The sequence below is a fragment of the Sphingobacterium sp. CZ-UAM genome (assembly GCF_002000245.1).
GTDB lineage: Bacteria > Bacteroidota > Bacteroidia > Sphingobacteriales > Sphingobacteriaceae > Sphingobacterium.
The window spans coordinates 152,288-169,443 of sequence record NZ_MTCM01000004.1 but is presented as its reverse complement, the minus strand read 5'-3'; the positions used below and the strand labels follow the sequence as shown (position 1 = coordinate 169,443).

Sequence of the window (17,156 nt, the reverse complement as noted above, 5' to 3'; positions counted from 1 at the left end):
TTCGATGCATGAAATTAGAATCTTTTTATTCGTGGATATCCGCTATTGTACTTGTCTTGATAACGACTGCTGTTCAGGGGCAGCAGAACTGTGATTCCCTAAAAAAGGAGATACCTTCATTTTGTAAGCTGCTGGATGACGATGCACGGGTGGAGTTTCCAAAAGATTATGCTAAAATCGCTGCTTGCATGGAGATTGATTCCGTTGCGGAGATGCTGCTGGGCTATGATATGGTCAAGATGAAAGCCTTACAATTGCAAAAGGTAAAAAATAGGCTTTTCACTTATGGCGACTGGATGGATATGGTGGTGGAACTGAAAACAAGTAAGGAATACCGCAATGCCGTACAGATGATGGCGTTGATTCAGCACAAGATCAATCGTGCGGACTGGGATCAGATGTTGAAGTTGATGAAAAAGAGTTTGTTACCTATTCATCTCGAGGCTCTTGAGCTGGATAAGGTAGAAAAAATGCTTTTTGATCCGAAGAATAAGGGTAAGAAATTCATCGAGGTGATGGAGCATATCAAATAAAAAGACGTATTTGAATATACCGTTGTGGAAAATACAGCGGGATTGATACAGCTGGGATTGATGAAAAAATGAGCTATCCAATTTTCTTGGATAGCTCATTCAGTATGCTGTGTATTGATTAGGCTAATTTGCCTAATGCTTCTTTGATTCGCTTTAATGCTTCGATCAAACTTTCGTCTGATGCAGCATAAGATAAACGAATGTAGTTGTCATTACCAAAAGAATCACCACCTACAGTAGCGACGTGACCAACATTCAATAAATATAAAGCTAGATCAGATGAGTTTTTGATGATATTGCCATCTTGGTCTTTCTTGCCAAAGAAGGATGAAATTTCTGGGAAGAAATAGAAAGCACCTTCCGGAAGGTTAGTACGTACACCTGGGATATCACTCAATAGATCGTAAACCAATTGACGACGACGAGCAAAAGCCTCTTTCATTTTATTGACCGATTCCAATCCTTGTTCGTACGCGACGATACCCGCACGTTGCGAAATCGAGCAGGTACCTGATGTTGTCTGGCCCTGCAATTTATCATTTGCTGCCGCGATAGTTTTGTTGGCCGCAATATAACCCAAACGCCAGCCTGTCATGGCAAAAGCTTTGGAGAAACCATTGATGATAATAACGCGATCCTTGATGCTGTCAAACTGCGCGATAGATTCGTGTTTATCTACAAAGTTGATGTGCTCATAGATCTCATCAGATAGAATGAATACCTGTGGATGTTTTTCAAAAACTTTAGCCAATGCTGCTAGTTCATCTTTACTATAAACTGTTCCAGTTGGATTGTTTGGTGAAGAGAACATAAACAATTTGGTTTTTGGCGTAATGGCCGCTTCCAACTGCTCTGGGGTAATCTTAAAGTTGTTGTCGATCTCGGTATTGATAAATACTGATTTTCCCTCTGCTAACACGACCATTTCTGAATAGGACACCCAGTATGGTGTGGGAATAATCACCTCATCACCCGGATTGATCAACGTTAAGATCACATTAGACAAGGATTGTTTCGCACCTGTTGAAACAACGATCTGCGAAATATCATAATCCAGATTGTTCTCTGTCTTCAATTTATTCACGATCGCCTGACGCAATTCAGGGTATCCCGGTACTGGCGAATAACGTGTCCAGTTTTCATCCAAGGCCTTCTTTGCTGCATCTTTTACATGTTCAGGCGTGTTAAAATCAGGTTCACCTACGCTAAGGCTGATTACATTTACGCCTTTTGCTGCTAATTCGCGGCCCAACTTGGTCATTTTAAGTGTAGCCGATTCGGACAAATTATTTATCCTGTCTGATAAGTATGATGATGTGCTCATGGTAAGACAAAGATATTATATACGTTGCAAATAATGGTCTTTATTTTTGAAAATTTACAAAGAAAAAGGCTGTTTTTATTGGGGCTTTGCTAACAAAAAGCGATTGATGCGATTTAGCACATCAATATTGACACCGCTGTGAAGGTGATGTGCAAAACTAATCAAGTTGATTTGACGTTATATCTTTACCTTTGCCCCTACAAAATACAGGTCATGTCGAGACAAACAAGATTGGTTTTATTATCGCTGTTTACGGGAATAGGCTTAATGCTGATTAAGTTTGTTGCCTATTTTTTAACAGGTTCAAGCGCGATCTTTACGGATGCCGCCGAAAGTATTGTCAATGTTGTGGCCTCTGGTTTCGCTTTCTATAGCATTTATCTTGCAGCACAACCGAAAGATGAAAATCACCCGTATGGGCATGGTAAGGTGGAGTTCTTCTCTGTTTTTCTTGAAGGGGGACTGATCTTTATCGCTGGTGCGATTATTTTGGCAAAAGCTTGTTACAATATCTTTTTCCCGGCAGCAATTACGCATCTCGAACAAGGAATCTACCTGATTGGTGTCACTTCGCTGATCAACTTTGCGATAGGTTTTTATATCATGAAAAGGGGACGTGCGCTGGGATCCATTACCTTGGTGGCGGATGGTAAACACCTGCAGGTGGATGCTTACAGCACCATAGGCTTAATCTTGGGTTTGTTGCTGATGAAATTCACGGGGTTTCAATGGATTGACGTGGTGATCTCTATTATATTGGGACTTTTTATCCTGTTTAATGGTTACAAATTGTTGCGGCAGTCTATCGGTGGACTGATGGATGAATCCGATACCGAGCTTGTAAAGGATGTAGTAGCGATCTTGGAACGTAATCGTAAGGCCGAATGGATTGATGTACATAATCTTCGGGTGCAGCGTTATGGCAACGAACTGCATGTGGATTGTCACCTCACTTTACCAAATTACCTGGATTTGGTGAAAGTTCATGATGAGATTTCGGCCGTCGATAAGATTGTCAACAAGGAAATGTCCGTGCGTACCGAGTTTTTTGTCCATGCGGATCCTTGTCTCCCGCAATGCTGCCGTTATTGCCAGGTGGCGGACTGCCCAATCCGTTCGGAACAGTTTAAAGGTAAGATCGCTTGGGATATGGATAAGGTAACCCGCAATCAGAAGCATTTCTCCTATGCCGTGGCGGACTAAAAATGAAAATGCTTTCTGCTTGTGTCTCATGTGTATAGCGAAACTTTTCATTAGGCTATAGTCGACTGATGAAAAATATACTTGATTCTATAAATATGTATAAAAAAAGGTATCTTTGCCTTTTAGCAAAAGAGTTTAAAAATCCTATATGAAGCACATTCGTAATTTCTGTATTATTGCGCATATTGACCATGGCAAAAGTACTTTGGCAGATCGCCTTTTAGAGTATACCAATACCATCAGTCAGCGCGAAGCACAGGCACAATTACTTGATAATATGGATTTGGAACGTGAACGTGGTATTACGATCAAGAGTCACGCCATCCAAATGAATTATAAAAAAGATGGTCAAGAATATATCTTGAACCTGATTGATACTCCCGGACACGTTGACTTTTCATACGAGGTATCCCGTTCTATTGCCGCCTGTGAAGGGGCGCTGTTGATCGTGGATGCATCGCAGGGTATTCAGGCACAGACAATTTCAAATTTATATTTGGCGTTGGAGCATGACCTGGAGATTATCCCTATTTTAAACAAGATGGACCTCCCGGGAGCGATGCCCGAAGAGGTGAAAGACCAGATCGTTGACCTGATCGGTGGTGACCGTGATGCGATTATTCCTGCATCTGGGAAGACCGGTCTCGGAGTTCCGGATATTCTGGAAGCCATTGTTGAACGTATTCCTCATCCGGTCGGTGATGCAGATGCACCGTTACAGGCTTTGATCTTTGACTCTGTATTTAACTCTTTCCGCGGAATCATGGCTTATTTCAAAGTTGAAAATGGCGAAATCCGCAAAGGGGATCGCGTAAAATTCGTAGCGACGGGTAAAGAGTATTTTGCAGACGAAATTGGTACATTGAAACTTAATCAGGTGCCAAAAGAGGTTATTAAAACAGGGGATGTAGGCTATATTATTTCTGGTATCAAGGAAGCACGTGAAGTGAAGGTAGGGGATACCATTACCCATAAAGACCGCCCTTGTGGCGAGGCAATCCAAGGGTTTGAGGAAGTGAAACCAATGGTCTTTGCCGGTATCTACCCGGTAGATACAGAAGACTATGAGGAACTACGTGAATCTATGCACCGTCTGCAGTTGAACGACGCTTCTTTGGTCTTTGAACCAGAGTCCTCAGCGGCTTTAGGTTTTGGTTTCCGTTGTGGTTTCTTGGGAATGCTTCACATGGAAATTATTCAGGAACGTCTGGAAAGAGAGTTTGACATGACGGTAATCACTACGGTTCCCAACGTGTCCTACAAAGCGTATATGACGAAAGATAAGGAAGAAGTAATCGTACACAACCCTTCGGACTTACCTGATCCAAGCAAATTGGATTCAATTGAAGAACCTTATATCAAAGCGAATATCATTACCAAATCGGATTTCGTAGGGCCGATCATGTCCTTGTGTATTCAAAAACGTGGTACGATCATGAACCAGCATTACCTGACTTCGGATCGTGTGGAATTGGTCTTTGAAATGCCAATGGGAGAAATCGTATTTGACTTCTATGACAAGCTGAAAACTATTTCCAAAGGTTACGCTTCGTTTGACTATCACCAAATCGGTTACCGTACTTCGGATCTGGTTAAACTGGATATTCGATTGAATGATGAGCCTGTGGATGCTCTGTCTTCTTTGATCCACCGCAGCAATGCCTACGATTTTGGTAAGAAAATCTGTGAGAAACTAAAGGAACTTCTTCCACGCCAACAGTTTGAGATTCGTATACAGGCCTCTATTGGCGCAAAAATTATCGCCCGTGAGACGATCTCCGCTTTGCGTAAGGATGTAACTGCGAAATGTTATGGTGGTGATATCTCGCGTAAACGTAAATTGTTGGAAAAACAGAAAAAAGGTAAAAAACGCATGCGTCAGGTTGGGAACGTAGAAATTCCGCAATCTGCATTTATGGCGGTATTGAAATTGGATTAATAACATTTAAATTATACAAAATAAAGGAGCTCTTGGGCTCCTTTTAAATACAATCAAATCTCCTAAACATGAATCTATTAGATGGTAAACTAGTTTCCGAAAAAATTAAAGAGCAGATTGCTTTGGATGCGGCTGAATTTACAACTCAAACGGGTCGGAAACCACATTTGGTAGCTATCCTGGTCGGTAACGACGGTGGTAGCGAGACTTATGTGGCGAGCAAAATGCGTAATTGCCAATTGGTCGGCTTTGAATCGACAAACATCCGCTATGATGAGACAATCACTGAAGAGGAATTGATCGCCAAGGTTCAGGAAATCAATAAAGATGATTCTATCGATGGCCTGATCGTGCAATTGCCCTTACCCAAACACATTGATCCGGACAAAATTACCGAAGCGATAGATTACCGTAAAGATGTGGATGGATTTCACCCGGTTAACCTTGGTCGCATGCAACGTAATCTTCCATGTTTTATCCCAGCGACACCTTATGGTATTATGTTGATGTTGGATTATTACAAGATCGATACAGCGGGCAAACATGCTGTGGTCGTAGGCCGTAGTAATATTGTTGGTTCGCCGATGAGCATCTTATTGGCTCGTAACGCCACTCCTGGAAACTGTACTGTTACATTGACGCATAGCCGTACGAAAGATCTTAAAACCGAGGTATTACGTGCTGATATCGTTGTAGCTGCAATCGGTCGGAAGAATTTTGTTACCGCAGATATGGTCAAAGAGGGGGCTGTAGTGATTGACGTGGGAATCAATAGAGAAACATCTACAGAAACTAAATCTGGATTTAAATTATATGGTGACGTGGACTTTGAGCATGTAGCACCAAAGGCTTCCTGGATCACTCCGGTACCAGGTGGTGTGGGCTTGATGACCATCGTCGGATTATTGAAAAATACATTGGAAGCGGCGAAGGGAACCATTTATCCGAAACCGTAAGTTTTTCTATTTGGCATAGAAGTTGTAAATTGAAGATTAGTTAATCATATAATTACAAACTTACATAGAAAACATCATGCAGTTGATAGGCGTCGAAAATGGACAAATATAAATTCTTGATGAATTCTTGCCATTAAAAAACAATTATTCTAATGAAAAAAATCGCACTTTTAGCAGTAGTAGCAGGAGCATTGGTAATGTCTTCCTGCAATAATTCGGACAAGAAAGCGTCAGACTCGACAGATACTGCGCAAACAGTAGGTGAACATGTGGATGCAGCAATAGCAGATTTAAAGAATGCCGAAGAAAGCGCGCGTCTGAAAGCAGAGGAAGCTAAGAAAGCTTTAGATGAAGCAATCGCCAAAGGTGACAAGGCTGCCGAAGAAAAAGCACGTGCTGCTTCCGAAGAGGCTAATACAGCTTGGGAAAAAACCAAAGCAGCATTGCGTGAAGCTGGTCAGGATGTGAAAGAAGGGTTAAATGATGCGAAAGATGCTACGGTAGATGCTGCGAATACCGCTGTTGATAAAACGAAGGATGTAGCGAAAGATGTTGCTGACGGCACTAAAGAGGCTGCTAAAGATGTTGCTGATGGTACTAAAAAAGTAGGTGAAGACATCAGCCGGAAAGCCAAAAATGTTGGTGAAGCGCTGAAAAACTAATTCGCTTAGTTGAAAATAAAAAAACGGAGACTAAAACAGCTCCGTTTTTTTTATTTCCTTTGATCGGCATTGATAGACATTCATGCTTGAATTTTTACCGCTGTACCACCGAGGTGTCCTAGCGGGCTTTGATCGATATTGCAGCAGGATATTCCAGGCCATTAAGAAGTGTTTACATTGTTGAATGCAATAAACTGCATGGAAATGACAACAATAATGAGCCTCCAGGCATGCCCTCTTTTGGATACAATTTAACATTGACAAATGATATTACCGTAGTCCGGGAGATAGCAGTTAAATGCAGGCAGGCCGAAATTTTACCTGTTGAAGTAATCCCATAGTAATTTAGAGAGATCACGTGTTAACACTTCCGCTGCATTGGTTTTACCCCAGCTCTTGTCCTGGTTGTTTTTGGTGAATATACTGAATACATAGTCGCCTTTTGAGGCATTGACCAAGATGACTTCATTGCGGACATCGTCCAGGGATCCGGTTTTGGATGCCGATTTGACGGTGGCAGGAATCTGGGAAAGCCCCCTTTCGTCGTAGAACATATTCCCCAGAAAACGGTACATCCGGTCAGCGGATTTTGCTGAAACTACTTTTCCCTGACGGATCAAGGTCAGGAGATCGGCCATCTCTTTGGGCGTGGTCTGTCCCCAGCCATACTTTTCCCAATCGGCTTTTCTTCCTTCTGTCTGTGAGTTGACACGGGTATGGGTTAATTGAAGGTCGGCCATCAATCTGTTGATGGCTATTCCGCCGCCAGCGAGCTTTTGGTTCCAAATGCTGGTGACATTGTCGCTATAGGAGAGCATGAGAGCAATCAGGGTTTTAAGGTCCACCTTGCTGCTGTCCTTAAAAAATTGCATCAGTCCCGAACCACCATATTTTTGACTTTCACGATAGATATACTCTTGGTCCAATTGTAACTGCCCTTTTTCAATTTTATCGAAGACACCCACTAAAATGGGGATCTTGACAACACTTGCCGTTGGAAAGATACTGTCGGCCCCGATGTTAACTTCTTTGTGTTTCTTGAGGTCATGTACATAGATACCTACTTCGCCCTGAAAACCCTGAATAAGCTGTTTGATCTGTTTTTCAAGCTTTTTATCTGTACTTCGTTTTTGTCCAAAAGAGCATAAAGAAAGGAATAGTAACGTAAATGATAGGAAAATTTTACTCATAATCAGGCTTTTATCTGTATTAAATGTGATGAATAATCGTTATTTTTATTATTTAATGGGCTTAAGTTATGAAAATATCCGTGATTGGAAAGCACACTATAATTGAAATAGCCTGAATATTCCACATGGAACGTTAGAACCGCCGAAGGCCGCATGAAGTGAGCTCATGAAAGCCATTGCAAATGAATGCTTTTAACTATTGCCTTATTGGGAAAATGGACTAATGGATAAACAAATTTATACAGATGAAATTATTTATGATTTTGATCGGTTGTAAACCGAAAAATAGACGCACCGAACAGCACGATATTTTTTTTGGAATCGGCAATGAGCTAAAGGATTTCATAGAGCCAATTAAAGAATTTTGGCCTGACGCTGATGGCAAAATTCATATTGATGCCTATCGTGTGGTCAATAAGATTGGGGAGTATGAAATTACGGTACAGGAAAAAAATAACGCTACAGCTGTGCCAGATACGGAATTGAAATTGTTTTTTGTCAACTTGGGGGGCTATAAACCGAACGAGTTTGATGAATTCCATTATAAAGAACTGATTGTTGCCCCTAATTTGGCTAAAGCAACGGAGAAGGCCAAACGTACAGTTTTTTGGAAACACCATAGTACAGCCCATATTGATGACAAATATGGATTGGATGTAGATGATATTTATGAAATAGAAGATCTGTTGCTTGATGTGGACAAAGCGAAGTACCATATTCAGATTGTTCCAAAAGCAGGATTGAAAGAAGATGTGGTCGCAAATGGCTATTTTAAACTAAGTGCCCTCTAAGCGATGGGATAGGGGCTAGTATCAATTCAGAAAATGTATTGTCGGTATAAAAATAGCGGGCTTCATTTTTTGAAGCCCGCTATTTTTATGGAGAAATAACTATTTCTAAAGGGTGTTGTTTACCCCCTGTTATTGTATGCCTTGTTGATCCCTGTGCTGTTTACGGATAACACTATGCTTTTTACCATAAACGAAGTAGATCAATAGGCCTAAAGCCAACCATATTGCTAGACGCTCCCAGCTTTCAATAGGGAGTGAGGCCATCATGAGTACACAGACAATGATACCCATAATCGGTACAAAAGGCACTAAAGGTGTTTTGAATGGACGTTCTAAATTCGGATCGGTTTTGCGGAGCACCAATATGCCTACACAAACCAATGTAAAGGCAAATAGTGTACCTATACTAACCATATGGCCCAGATCAGAGACCGGAACGAATCCAGCGAAGATACTTACAAACACCATAAAGATCGCATTTGTTTTCCAAGGAGTCTGTCTTTTGGAAAGATCAGAAAATATTTTTGGAAGTAATCCATCTTTACTCATCGAGTAGAATACACGGCTTTGGCCGAGTAGCATGACAAGAATAACGGAAGTATAACCTGCAATAATCGTAATAATCAAAGCTGTATTCAGAAAATGATATCCCGTTTTCGCAAATGCTGTTGCTACTGGTTTGGCATCGCCTTTAAACATGGTGTAGTTTTCAATACCGGTCATGACATAGGAAAACAGTACATAAAGAAGCGTACAGATAATCAATGATCCGATGATACCAATTGGCATTCCTTTTTTCGGGTTTTTCGCTTCCTGTGCAGCAGTACTGACCGCATCAAAACCAATGAAAGCAAAAAACACAACGCCAGCTGCACGTAATACACCGCTGATTCCAAAATGGCCAAAATCATCACTCTTTAGAAAAGTCCATAAGCTTTGCTGTCCATTTTTTACCATTTCCTCCCCAGCATTTGCAGGGATAAAAGGATCGTGGTTTGCAGGATTTATAAAGCTCCATCCCAATGCAATAAAAATCAGTACAACACCCACTTTCAAAATAACCAATACGTTATTTACGGTCGAGGATTCCTGTGTTCCTCTCATCAATAGCAGGGAAAGCAAGCATACGATGATGATTGCGGGTAAATTGACCATCCCGCCTTCCCAAGGGCCCTTAAGTAATATGTCGGGCAAATGGATATGGAATATCATCAGGAGCTGATTAAAGTATTGTGACCAACTGACGGCTACGGTAGCCCCTGCTAGCGCATACTCCAGTACAAGATCCCAACCGATGATCCAGGCTACAAATTCTCCCATGGTCGCATAAGAGTAGGTGTAAGCACTTCCAGCGACCGGAATCATGGAAGCAAATTCGGCGTAACAAAGACCTGCAAAAGCACAGCCAACGGCGGCAATAATGAAAGATAGGATAACAGCGGGACCAGCGTTTTCAGCGGCAGCAATTCCGGTTAAGGAAAATAGTCCTGCGCCGATGATGGCTCCAACACCCAAGGCAATCAGGCCGGTGCTGGATAGCGTTCTCTTTAGCGTATGTTCACCATTTTCATTTGCCTCAGCGATCAGTTGAGGAATCGATTTTTTAAATAGCATAGGATTAATTCTTTACGATTATTTAGCTTCTAATTGTTTAATTAATGTCAAATATAAATGATATCAACGACAAAAGGGAAGATTGCGCTTCCCTTTTGTAATAAAATTTTGTATTAAATATAAATCAACCGATTGTATAGCCGTTAGTATGCCGCTGTAAAACGTTTGTTGATAAATTGTTTATTAGCGATCTCGTCAACAATGGCAACTGCAAGGTCCTCAACAGATAGCCTGGAACGACCTTCTTGATCAAATACAGGGTTATCCAGTCCTGTACGGTATTGGCCAGTCCGTGTACCGCCCGCATGCGAATTCATTTCGATGGCAGGGCTGATCATTGTCCAGTCAAGCTGATTTTCTTTGCGAATGGTATCGAGGTAATCTGCTGCAGCTAGGGCTCCAGGTTTAATTTCCTGAGGAAATTCAGGTGAATCGACCAAACGATTGCCGTCGATTAATAAACTTCCTGCTCCACCAACAACAATAAAACGTTTGACACCGGCATCTTTTACAGCTTGTTGAATAGCTAAGGCACCCTTTGTAAAATCCGCATAAAGGTTGGGGTTGGTCCAACCGGCATTAAAAGCTGAAATCACGACGTCCGCACCTGTTAATGCATTTACCAATTGTTCGTGGTTATTGATGTCAGCTTCTACTTTTGTGATATTGTCATTTGATGGAATGCTTTCTGTATGGCGAGCGATTGCGATAGCTTCGTAGTTTCGGTCAACCAATTCTTTGACAAGATGTGTTCCTACATATCCTGTGGATCCAATTACTGCTACTTTCATGTGTTTTTAATTAAATGTTTTACTAAAATCAGCTAACGTTATCTTCTCCAAACGTACGGCAATATCAGTGTCGACTTCCTGATAGAGATCCTGCAATTTGGCATTGATGTTTTTACCTACGACACAGGCCGGGTTCGGGTTGTTGAATTTACCCAAAAGCTCCTGTTGTTTTGTACTGAAATAAATGTCCGCAAGGGTGATACGTTCTTTTTCATCGTTTATGCGAATCCCACCGCCTTTGCCCTCTTTACTGATTAATAAGGCAGCCGTTTTAAGGGAAGCGATTTCCTTGCGAACTACAGCAGCATTTACCTGGATGCTTGAAGCGATGTATTCGGAAGAGAGCCATTGTCCGGACTCCTCCAATTGTGCTAAAACCATAATGTGTAAAGCTGTTGCAAATCTCAAGTTGTGTAACATTCCGTTGCTGATTTTTTTAATTTGATAACACAAAGGTAATAGAAAGGTTTTAAACTGAAATAAAAAATATTACAGTTTAAAACCTTCTGACAATCATATGATAAAAAGTCCTTTTTTTTATTTTTTCTCGTTAAATTTTTTGTAGCTATCCATGATATAGACCCGCAATGTTTCCATGCTGCTATTTTGGATAAACTGATAAGAAGGTCTAAATCTTTCTTTAAATAGTGCTAGTTCAGCGGCATTCAATGGTGTCAGCTCTTTGATGAGATTGTCTGTAAATTTCCGGTCAACGGCTCTTTTTTCCATTTCTGCTACGAGAAGTTTATAGTTTGAGCGAGCCTGTTTTCCTTCCTTGCTAAATATACGGCTAGGAGAGATACGGATCCCCCCGCGGTTTTTACTGACATCAGAATATTTCCCAGCTTCTTTTTCCCGTTGAATTTCTGCTGCAAGTCTACTATCGGTCATCCGTTCGACGACAACTTGACTTAATTCAATAGGGGTGTTTATTCTGTTCAGATAGATTCTTCGTAGACTTGAATCATAAATAAATACCGTATCTTGTTCGTATCCGTTCGCTTTGATCAATAAGAGATCATTGATATTAGCATCAATAGCAAATGATCCATCGCGGTTGGTCTGAACTTCTACTTTGCTCCGTAAATTCTGGATCTGCGCAGCTTCTATTTTTTCTCCACTGACAAGCTCCATAATAATACCTTTGGTTTTTTCCTGTGCTAATAGTTGTCCAGAGATCAAGGTCATCAATAAGCAGCTTAGAATCGTTTGTATTACTTTCATGGGGATATAATTATATATAATAATGAGCTTGTTGCCTTTTGTTTATTGCGATGAAACCATTATGAACCGAAAAAATCGTTCATAATGGCTTCATGACGTCGCATTTCCTTATCAAAAATAACGAATAGATTTTGAATTATTGTGCTAATTTGCTTTCCATGTGTTATTGTCAGGATTCTTATCTGGCATTACATCATCAGGGTCTAACTGAACAGACTGTAAAGGTTCGTTTGTTGCGATTTTAAATTGCCATGTTTTGTTTCTTTCCCAAATTTCCACGGGTAGTTTTTTTCTTATTTTTTTGCCGGATACTGTAGTTGCCTCAACAATAGTAGGCATCGGTAATCTTTCCAGATTCTCTACTGTAACCAATGCGCCGAGCATAGGTTGATTGTTGACATAGGACACGGACTTGATCGCCTGATCCATTTGCCAGTTGTTGACAAACCAGCCCCGCCAGAACCAATTCAGGTTTTCGCCGGTTCCGTTTTCGATCGCTTTAAAGAAATCTTCTGGTGTTGGATGTTTAAATGCCCATTCCTGGATGTACTTTTTAAAAGCGTAATCGAAGCGCTCTTTGCCAATAATCTGATTGCGCAATAATTTTAGTCCATAGGCTGGTTTGTAATAAACGAGTGCACCGATATTACGTTCCTTCATATTTTGTGGGGTACTCATAATCGGCTCAAGGTTCTGCGATGTGAAAATATAGGAGCGACTCGCCTGAGCACGATAATATTCGCCATTATTAAATTCTTGTGTTGCCAGTTCATTGATAAAGGTATTGAAACCCTCATCCATCCAGCCGTGTTCACGTTCGTTGGAGGCAACAATCATCGGGAACCAGTTGTGGCCAAATTCGTGGTTGGTTACTCCCCAAAGCGAACCTGCCTTGGCTTGATTACCACAGAATGAAAGGGCCGGATATTCCATACCACCCACATTAGACGCGACATTTACGGCCACCGGGTAGGGGTATTCAAACCAGTTTTTGGAATAAATTTCGATGGCAGCCTTGGTGTATTCTGTCGAACGCTCCCAGGCATTGTTGCTGTTACTTTCCACCGGATAAGCCGAAAGGGCAAGGGCTTTTTTGCCACTGGGTAGATTGATCTTGGCACCATCCAGTATAAAGGCGGTAGAGGAAGCCCATGCAATGTCCTGTGCATTGTTGAGCTGGTATTTCCAGGTCAACGTCTTTTTGTTCGGTCTGGAATTTTTTGCGGTCACTTCTTCGGCGGAACGAATCAATACAGTTTCATCACTGCGTAAAGCGAGCTGATATCTTTTGAGCTGATCTGCAGTAAATACTTCTTGCGGATTTAAGAGTTCCCCACCAAGTACAACGATATGATTAGCCGGTGCTGTGATCTCTACCTGATAATTGCCAAATTCGCGGTAGAATTCTCCAGGGCCTGTATAAGGCAAGGTATTCCAGCCTCTGATATCGTCATATACACAGAGTCTGGGGAACCACTGGGCAATGGCATAGATTTTCCCGTTTTTAGTATCGAGTATACCGGTACGGTCAGCACCGTATTGTGGTACGGTATATTGGTAGGTAATCTTGAATGTCATTTTTCCGCCCTTGCTTTTTAGTGCGGCGGGCAGACGTAGCTGCATACGTGTATCATCGATGATGTGCTCTATGGCTTTGCCATTGGCGTCAGTGACAGACTGGATCTGGTAACCGCCGTCAAATTTTGAATTTCCATCACCATAACGGCTATTGGTTAACGGGGAAATTAATTGACCACGCCCATGTTGTGAAAACATGTTCTGGTCTAACTGAAGCCAAAGGTAATCCATATTGTCCGGGCTGTTGTTACTATAGGTAATCTCTACAGCACCGGTCACCTGATCATTTTGGTCGTTTAAAGAGGCCTGTATCTTGTAGTCTGCGGAATTCTGCCAATATCCCGGGCCTGGTTTTCCGGCCGCGGAGCGATATTCGTTTCCATTATTTTTAAAAAACAATGGAGCAAAAGCTTCAGTATAACTATAGTTGGATGTTTTTTCCTGAGAAAAGGATGGAAAAGCGTAGCTCAATGCAACAAGGCTCAACGAAGCCAATGCAAGTCTTTTCATCATAGTTGTTTGATTTAAATTATGTTTATTGGTACCAATATACAATGAAAAGTACATAAGAAAAAAAAAAGCTCCTTTTTAAAGGAGCTTGTAACAATTATTTTAAGTTGCTGTTATAATCGTCTTCACTGAATCCGAGCAAGATACCCTTACTGTGTTCGATTACAGGACGCTTGATCATGCTGGTATGTTCTTTTAAAACTTGATTGGCACTGTTTGCGTCAACGACACTTGCTTGTTGCTCTGCACTCAATTTTTTCCAGGTGGTACCTTTTTTGTTGACCAGTGACTGCCAGTCTGCTTTTTCTTCCCATTCTCTGAGTTTTTCATCACTGACACCTTCTTTTTTGAAGTCATGAAATTGATAGGCAATCTGATTGTCTTCTAACCATGTTAAGGCTTTTTTAACTGTGTTACAATTCTTGATACCGTATACCTGTAGCATAATGATTACAATATTAGTGAGATCAAATTTAAATAATCTGCGATGTATTTTAAGTGTTATTAAACCTATTTTTTTCGATGCGGTAGCGGAACGGCGATGGATTGCTACTGAGCAACGTTTCATCCAATATAGTAAAAGATCTGTCATTGTGGCCCCCGATGAAAACCAGATCCAAAGGATAGTTTGCTTTTGCAAAGCTGGATTGCTCAGGTCCTTCCAGTGGAGTGAAAGAGATTATATTCTGCTGCAGAAGGAATAGGGTAATAATTAATTGATAGTGTATTTAGTACACTATAAAAATTAGGAAGTAATAATTATTTTTAATAATTTAGTAGCTTCAAGAGTTAATAAAGATTAAAATAAATCAATAACAGTAATATGAGCCTAAAAGATTTTAAAGGTGTATTGACAGGAGATCAAGTACAAGAGTTGTTTGAAGTTGCAAAGAAACATAGGTTTGCTTTGCCTGCGGTAAACATTATCGGAACAAATTCTATCAATGCGGTAATGGAAACTGCTAAAGCAGTAAACTCTCCAGTAATTATTCAATTGTCAAATGGTGGCGCACAATTCTATGCAGGTAAAACATTAAATAATGACAACTTGCAAGCTTGTGTATTAGGAGCAGTATCTGCAGCACAACACGTGCATTTATTGGCAGAGCACTATGGTGTTGCGGTAATTTTGCACACCGATCACGCGGCCAAAAAACTTTTACCTTGGATCGACGGTTTGTTGGATGCTGGTGAGAAATTCTTCGCACAACACGGTAAGCCATTGTTCTCTTCACACATGTTGGATCTATCTGAAGAACCAATTGAGGAGAATATTGAAATTTCTGCAAAATACTTAGCGCGTATGAAACCACTAGGGATGACTGTTGAGATCGAATTGGGTGTTACAGGTGGTGAAGAAGACGGTGTTGACAACTCGGATGTTGACAGCTCCAAATTATATACACAACCGGAAGAAGTTGCTTATGCATACGAAGAATTGTCGAAAGTATCTGACAAATTTACTGTTGCTGCGGCTTTCGGTAACGTACACGGTGTTTATAAACCAGGTAACGTAAAATTACAACCAGTAATCTTACACAATTCTCAAGAATATATCCGCGAAAAATATAACCTTGCAGCTGAAAAGCCGGTGAATTTTGTATTCCATGGTGGATCTGGTTCTTCTCCAGAGGAAATTGCTGAAGCGATCTCTTACGGTGCGATCAAAATGAACATCGATACAGATATGCAATGGGCTTTCTGGGATGGTGTAAGAGGTTATGAAGCTAAAAACCACGATTATTTGCAAGGGCAGATCGGTAATCCTGAAGGCACAGATTCTCCAAACAAAAAATATTACGATCCACGTGTATGGTTACGTAAAGGTGAAGAAGCATTTGTTGCTCGCTTAAAAGAAGCTTTTGCTGATTTGAATGCAGTAGATGTAAACAGCAAATTGTAAGCTGAATAAAATATATTCTTTAGAGGTATCCTGGATCAGGATACCTTTTTTTGTCAAAATAGGTTAAAAAAGGGGAACAGCCAGGGTGATTGGCGTGTTTTTTGACATCAACAACTTGAAATAAGTTAGAATAAATATACTAACCCTATAGGCAATTACAAGTCGGTGTATCGTAGGGGAGGTATATCAAAAAGTAAAAATATAGCTAATATCATTATGAAGTTTTTAGGAATAAGTGCATTTCTTTTATTAATCACCCAAGTAAGTTTTGGACAGGCGAAGCAGAATGTAGGCGATTTCAGTTCGGTTGCCGCTACAGATAAAATACAGGTTGAATTGATCAAATCCAATGAGTCGCTGGTGACTTTTGAGGGGCAGAATTACGAGAATGTAAAGGTTGTTAATACCAATGGCTCTTTGACCTTAAAAATGAATACCCTGAATATGTTGCAGGGCGGCAATATCTCTGTTAAAGTTTATTATAAAAGCCTGAAAAATATAGAGGCTAAAAAAGGAGCTAAAGTATTTGCTACATCAAATAATACGGTGTCATCAGACCAGCTAAAACTTTATGCTGCCGAAGGGGGATTGGTGGATCTATATGTGGATACAAAAAATGCTACAGTTAAAGTGACTTCAGGAGCAACGGTCGCACTTTATGGGAAGGCAGACAGACAGGAAGTTATCTCCAATTTTGGTGGTAAATATGAGGGGAAAGATTTTAAAACGAAAACTACGATTGTTACCGTAAATGGCGGTGGAAAAGCAGAGGTCAATGCAGTAGATTCCATCGAGACACAAACGCGTGCTGGCGGTACAATAGATGTGTATGGCAAGCCTGAACAACGTGTAGAAAAGAAAATGGCGGGTGGAACAGTCATTTTTAAATAAGCAACTGTCTTGATTTTGTCAATTTTACCAGGGCAGATTTACAGGCT

Annotated in this window: 16 protein-coding genes; 8 read left to right on the top strand and 8 right to left on the bottom strand. The window is 40.8% G+C overall.

Annotated features, from left to right (window positions below; translation table 11 throughout):
- The first annotated feature begins 8 nt into the window (after nt 1–8).
- Nucleotides 9–533, top strand: a complete 525-nt coding sequence (locus BWD42_RS16635) for a hypothetical protein (RefSeq protein ID WP_077437527.1) — start codon at nt 9–11, stop codon at nt 531–533.
- 118 nt (nt 534–651) lie between these two features.
- Here BWD42_RS16635 and BWD42_RS16630 read toward each other — a convergent pair whose 3' ends face one another.
- Nucleotides 652–1,857, bottom strand: a complete 1,206-nt coding sequence (locus BWD42_RS16630) for a pyridoxal phosphate-dependent aminotransferase (RefSeq protein WP_254846258.1) — start codon at nt 1,855–1,857, stop codon at nt 652–654.
- 213 nt (nt 1,858–2,070) lie between these two features.
- Here BWD42_RS16630 and BWD42_RS16625 point away from each other — a divergent pair, with 213 nt between their 5' ends.
- The 4 genes from BWD42_RS16625 to BWD42_RS16610 all read left to right on the top strand — a co-directional run bounded on the left by BWD42_RS16625 (nt 2,071) and on the right by BWD42_RS16610 (nt 6,617).
- A complete protein-coding gene (locus tag BWD42_RS16625; protein ID WP_077437525.1) occupies nt 2,071–3,060 on the top strand; it encodes a cation diffusion facilitator family transporter in 990 nt (329 codons plus the stop codon).
- Nucleotides 3,061–3,208: 148 nt separating this feature from the next.
- Nucleotides 3,209–4,999 (top strand): translation elongation factor 4, encoded by a 1,791-nt coding sequence (gene lepA / locus BWD42_RS16620; protein WP_077437524.1) that lies wholly within the window; start codon nt 3,209–3,211, stop codon nt 4,997–4,999.
- A gap of 68 nt (nt 5,000–5,067) precedes the next feature.
- On the top strand, nt 5,068–5,955 hold the full coding sequence (locus tag BWD42_RS16615; RefSeq protein WP_077437523.1) for a bifunctional 5,10-methylenetetrahydrofolate dehydrogenase/5,10-methenyltetrahydrofolate cyclohydrolase: 888 nt from the start codon (nt 5,068–5,070) through the stop codon (nt 5,953–5,955).
- Nucleotides 5,956–6,107: 152 nt separating this feature from the next.
- A complete protein-coding gene (locus tag BWD42_RS16610; RefSeq protein ID WP_077437522.1) occupies nt 6,108–6,617 on the top strand; it encodes a hypothetical protein in 510 nt (169 codons plus the stop codon).
- Nucleotides 6,618–6,934: 317 nt separating this feature from the next.
- Here the strand turns inward: BWD42_RS16610 and BWD42_RS16605 are convergent, their stop codons facing one another.
- Entirely contained in the window at nt 6,935–7,807 is an 873-nt protein-coding gene (locus BWD42_RS16605) for a serine hydrolase (protein WP_077437521.1), read from the bottom strand.
- Between the two features lie 245 nt (nt 7,808–8,052).
- Between BWD42_RS16605 and BWD42_RS16600 the strand changes: the two genes are divergently transcribed.
- Entirely contained in the window at nt 8,053–8,598 is a 546-nt protein-coding gene (locus BWD42_RS16600; RefSeq protein ID WP_077437520.1) for a DUF1543 domain-containing protein, read from the top strand.
- A 129-nt stretch (nt 8,599–8,727) separates the two neighbouring features.
- Here the strand turns inward: BWD42_RS16600 and BWD42_RS16595 are convergent, their stop codons facing one another.
- The 6 genes from BWD42_RS16595 to BWD42_RS16570 all read right to left on the bottom strand — a co-directional run bounded on the left by BWD42_RS16595 (nt 8,728) and on the right by BWD42_RS16570 (nt 14,760).
- Nucleotides 8,728–10,212, bottom strand: a complete 1,485-nt coding sequence (locus BWD42_RS16595; protein ID WP_077437519.1) for an amino acid permease — start codon at nt 10,210–10,212, stop codon at nt 8,728–8,730.
- Between the two features lie 143 nt (nt 10,213–10,355).
- Complete coding sequence (locus tag BWD42_RS16590) at nt 10,356–11,003, bottom strand: NAD(P)-dependent oxidoreductase (RefSeq protein WP_077437518.1); 648 nt, start codon at nt 11,001–11,003, stop codon at nt 10,356–10,358.
- A 6-nt stretch (nt 11,004–11,009) separates the two neighbouring features.
- Nucleotides 11,010–11,423 (bottom strand): Rrf2 family transcriptional regulator, encoded by a 414-nt coding sequence (locus BWD42_RS16585; RefSeq protein WP_077437517.1) that lies wholly within the window; start codon nt 11,421–11,423, stop codon nt 11,010–11,012.
- Between the two features lie 117 nt (nt 11,424–11,540).
- Nucleotides 11,541–12,227 (bottom strand): hypothetical protein, encoded by a 687-nt coding sequence (locus BWD42_RS16580; protein ID WP_077437516.1) that lies wholly within the window; start codon nt 12,225–12,227, stop codon nt 11,541–11,543.
- 144 nt (nt 12,228–12,371) lie between these two features.
- Nucleotides 12,372–14,318 (bottom strand): M1 family metallopeptidase, encoded by a 1,947-nt coding sequence (locus BWD42_RS16575; protein WP_254846257.1) that lies wholly within the window; start codon nt 14,316–14,318, stop codon nt 12,372–12,374.
- Between the two features lie 94 nt (nt 14,319–14,412).
- A complete protein-coding gene (locus BWD42_RS16570; RefSeq protein WP_077437515.1) occupies nt 14,413–14,760 on the bottom strand; it encodes an ArsC family reductase in 348 nt (115 codons plus the stop codon).
- A 378-nt stretch (nt 14,761–15,138) separates the two neighbouring features.
- Here BWD42_RS16570 and fbaA point away from each other — a divergent pair, with 378 nt between their 5' ends.
- Together fbaA and BWD42_RS16555 are read left to right on the top strand one after the other, a co-directional pair.
- Nucleotides 15,139–16,218 carry a class II fructose-bisphosphate aldolase gene (gene fbaA, locus BWD42_RS16560; protein ID WP_077437513.1) on the top strand — a complete coding sequence of 360 codons (1,080 nt, stop codon included), beginning with the start codon at nt 15,139–15,141 and terminating at the stop codon, nt 16,216–16,218.
- Nucleotides 16,219–16,434: 216 nt separating this feature from the next.
- Entirely contained in the window at nt 16,435–17,109 is a 675-nt protein-coding gene (locus tag BWD42_RS16555) for a head GIN domain-containing protein (RefSeq protein ID WP_077437512.1), read from the top strand.
- Nucleotides 17,110–17,156: the final 47 nt, after the last annotated feature.

Bases quoted from the DNA above. Each gene is read 5' to 3' on its own strand.
- BWD42_RS16635 (WP_077437527.1), top strand. From the start codon at position 9: ATGAAATTAGAATCTTTTTATTCGTGGATATCCGCTATTGTACTTGTC.
- BWD42_RS16630 (WP_254846258.1), bottom strand. From the start codon at position 1,857: ATGAGCACATCATCATACTTATCAGACAGGATAAATAATTTGTCCGAA.
- BWD42_RS16625 (WP_077437525.1), top strand. From the start codon at position 2,071: ATGTCGAGACAAACAAGATTGGTTTTATTATCGCTGTTTACGGGAATA.
- lepA (WP_077437524.1), top strand. From the start codon at position 3,209: ATGAAGCACATTCGTAATTTCTGTATTATTGCGCATATTGACCATGGC.
- BWD42_RS16615 (WP_077437523.1), top strand. From the start codon at position 5,068: ATGAATCTATTAGATGGTAAACTAGTTTCCGAAAAAATTAAAGAGCAG.
- BWD42_RS16610 (WP_077437522.1), top strand. From the start codon at position 6,108: ATGAAAAAAATCGCACTTTTAGCAGTAGTAGCAGGAGCATTGGTAATG.
- BWD42_RS16605 (WP_077437521.1), bottom strand. From the start codon at position 7,807: ATGAGTAAAATTTTCCTATCATTTACGTTACTATTCCTTTCTTTATGC.
- BWD42_RS16600 (WP_077437520.1), top strand. From the start codon at position 8,053: ATGAAATTATTTATGATTTTGATCGGTTGTAAACCGAAAAATAGACGC.
- BWD42_RS16595 (WP_077437519.1), bottom strand. From the start codon at position 10,212: ATGCTATTTAAAAAATCGATTCCTCAACTGATCGCTGAGGCAAATGAA.
- BWD42_RS16590 (WP_077437518.1), bottom strand. From the start codon at position 11,003: ATGAAAGTAGCAGTAATTGGATCCACAGGATATGTAGGAACACATCTT.
- BWD42_RS16585 (WP_077437517.1), bottom strand. From the start codon at position 11,423: ATGTTACACAACTTGAGATTTGCAACAGCTTTACACATTATGGTTTTA.
- BWD42_RS16580 (WP_077437516.1), bottom strand. From the start codon at position 12,227: ATGAAAGTAATACAAACGATTCTAAGCTGCTTATTGATGACCTTGATC.
- BWD42_RS16575 (WP_254846257.1), bottom strand. From the start codon at position 14,318: ATGATGAAAAGACTTGCATTGGCTTCGTTGAGCCTTGTTGCATTGAGC.
- BWD42_RS16570 (WP_077437515.1), bottom strand. From the start codon at position 14,760: ATGCTACAGGTATACGGTATCAAGAATTGTAACACAGTTAAAAAAGCC.
- fbaA (WP_077437513.1), top strand. From the start codon at position 15,139: ATGAGCCTAAAAGATTTTAAAGGTGTATTGACAGGAGATCAAGTACAA.
- BWD42_RS16555 (WP_077437512.1), top strand. From the start codon at position 16,435: ATGAAGTTTTTAGGAATAAGTGCATTTCTTTTATTAATCACCCAAGTA.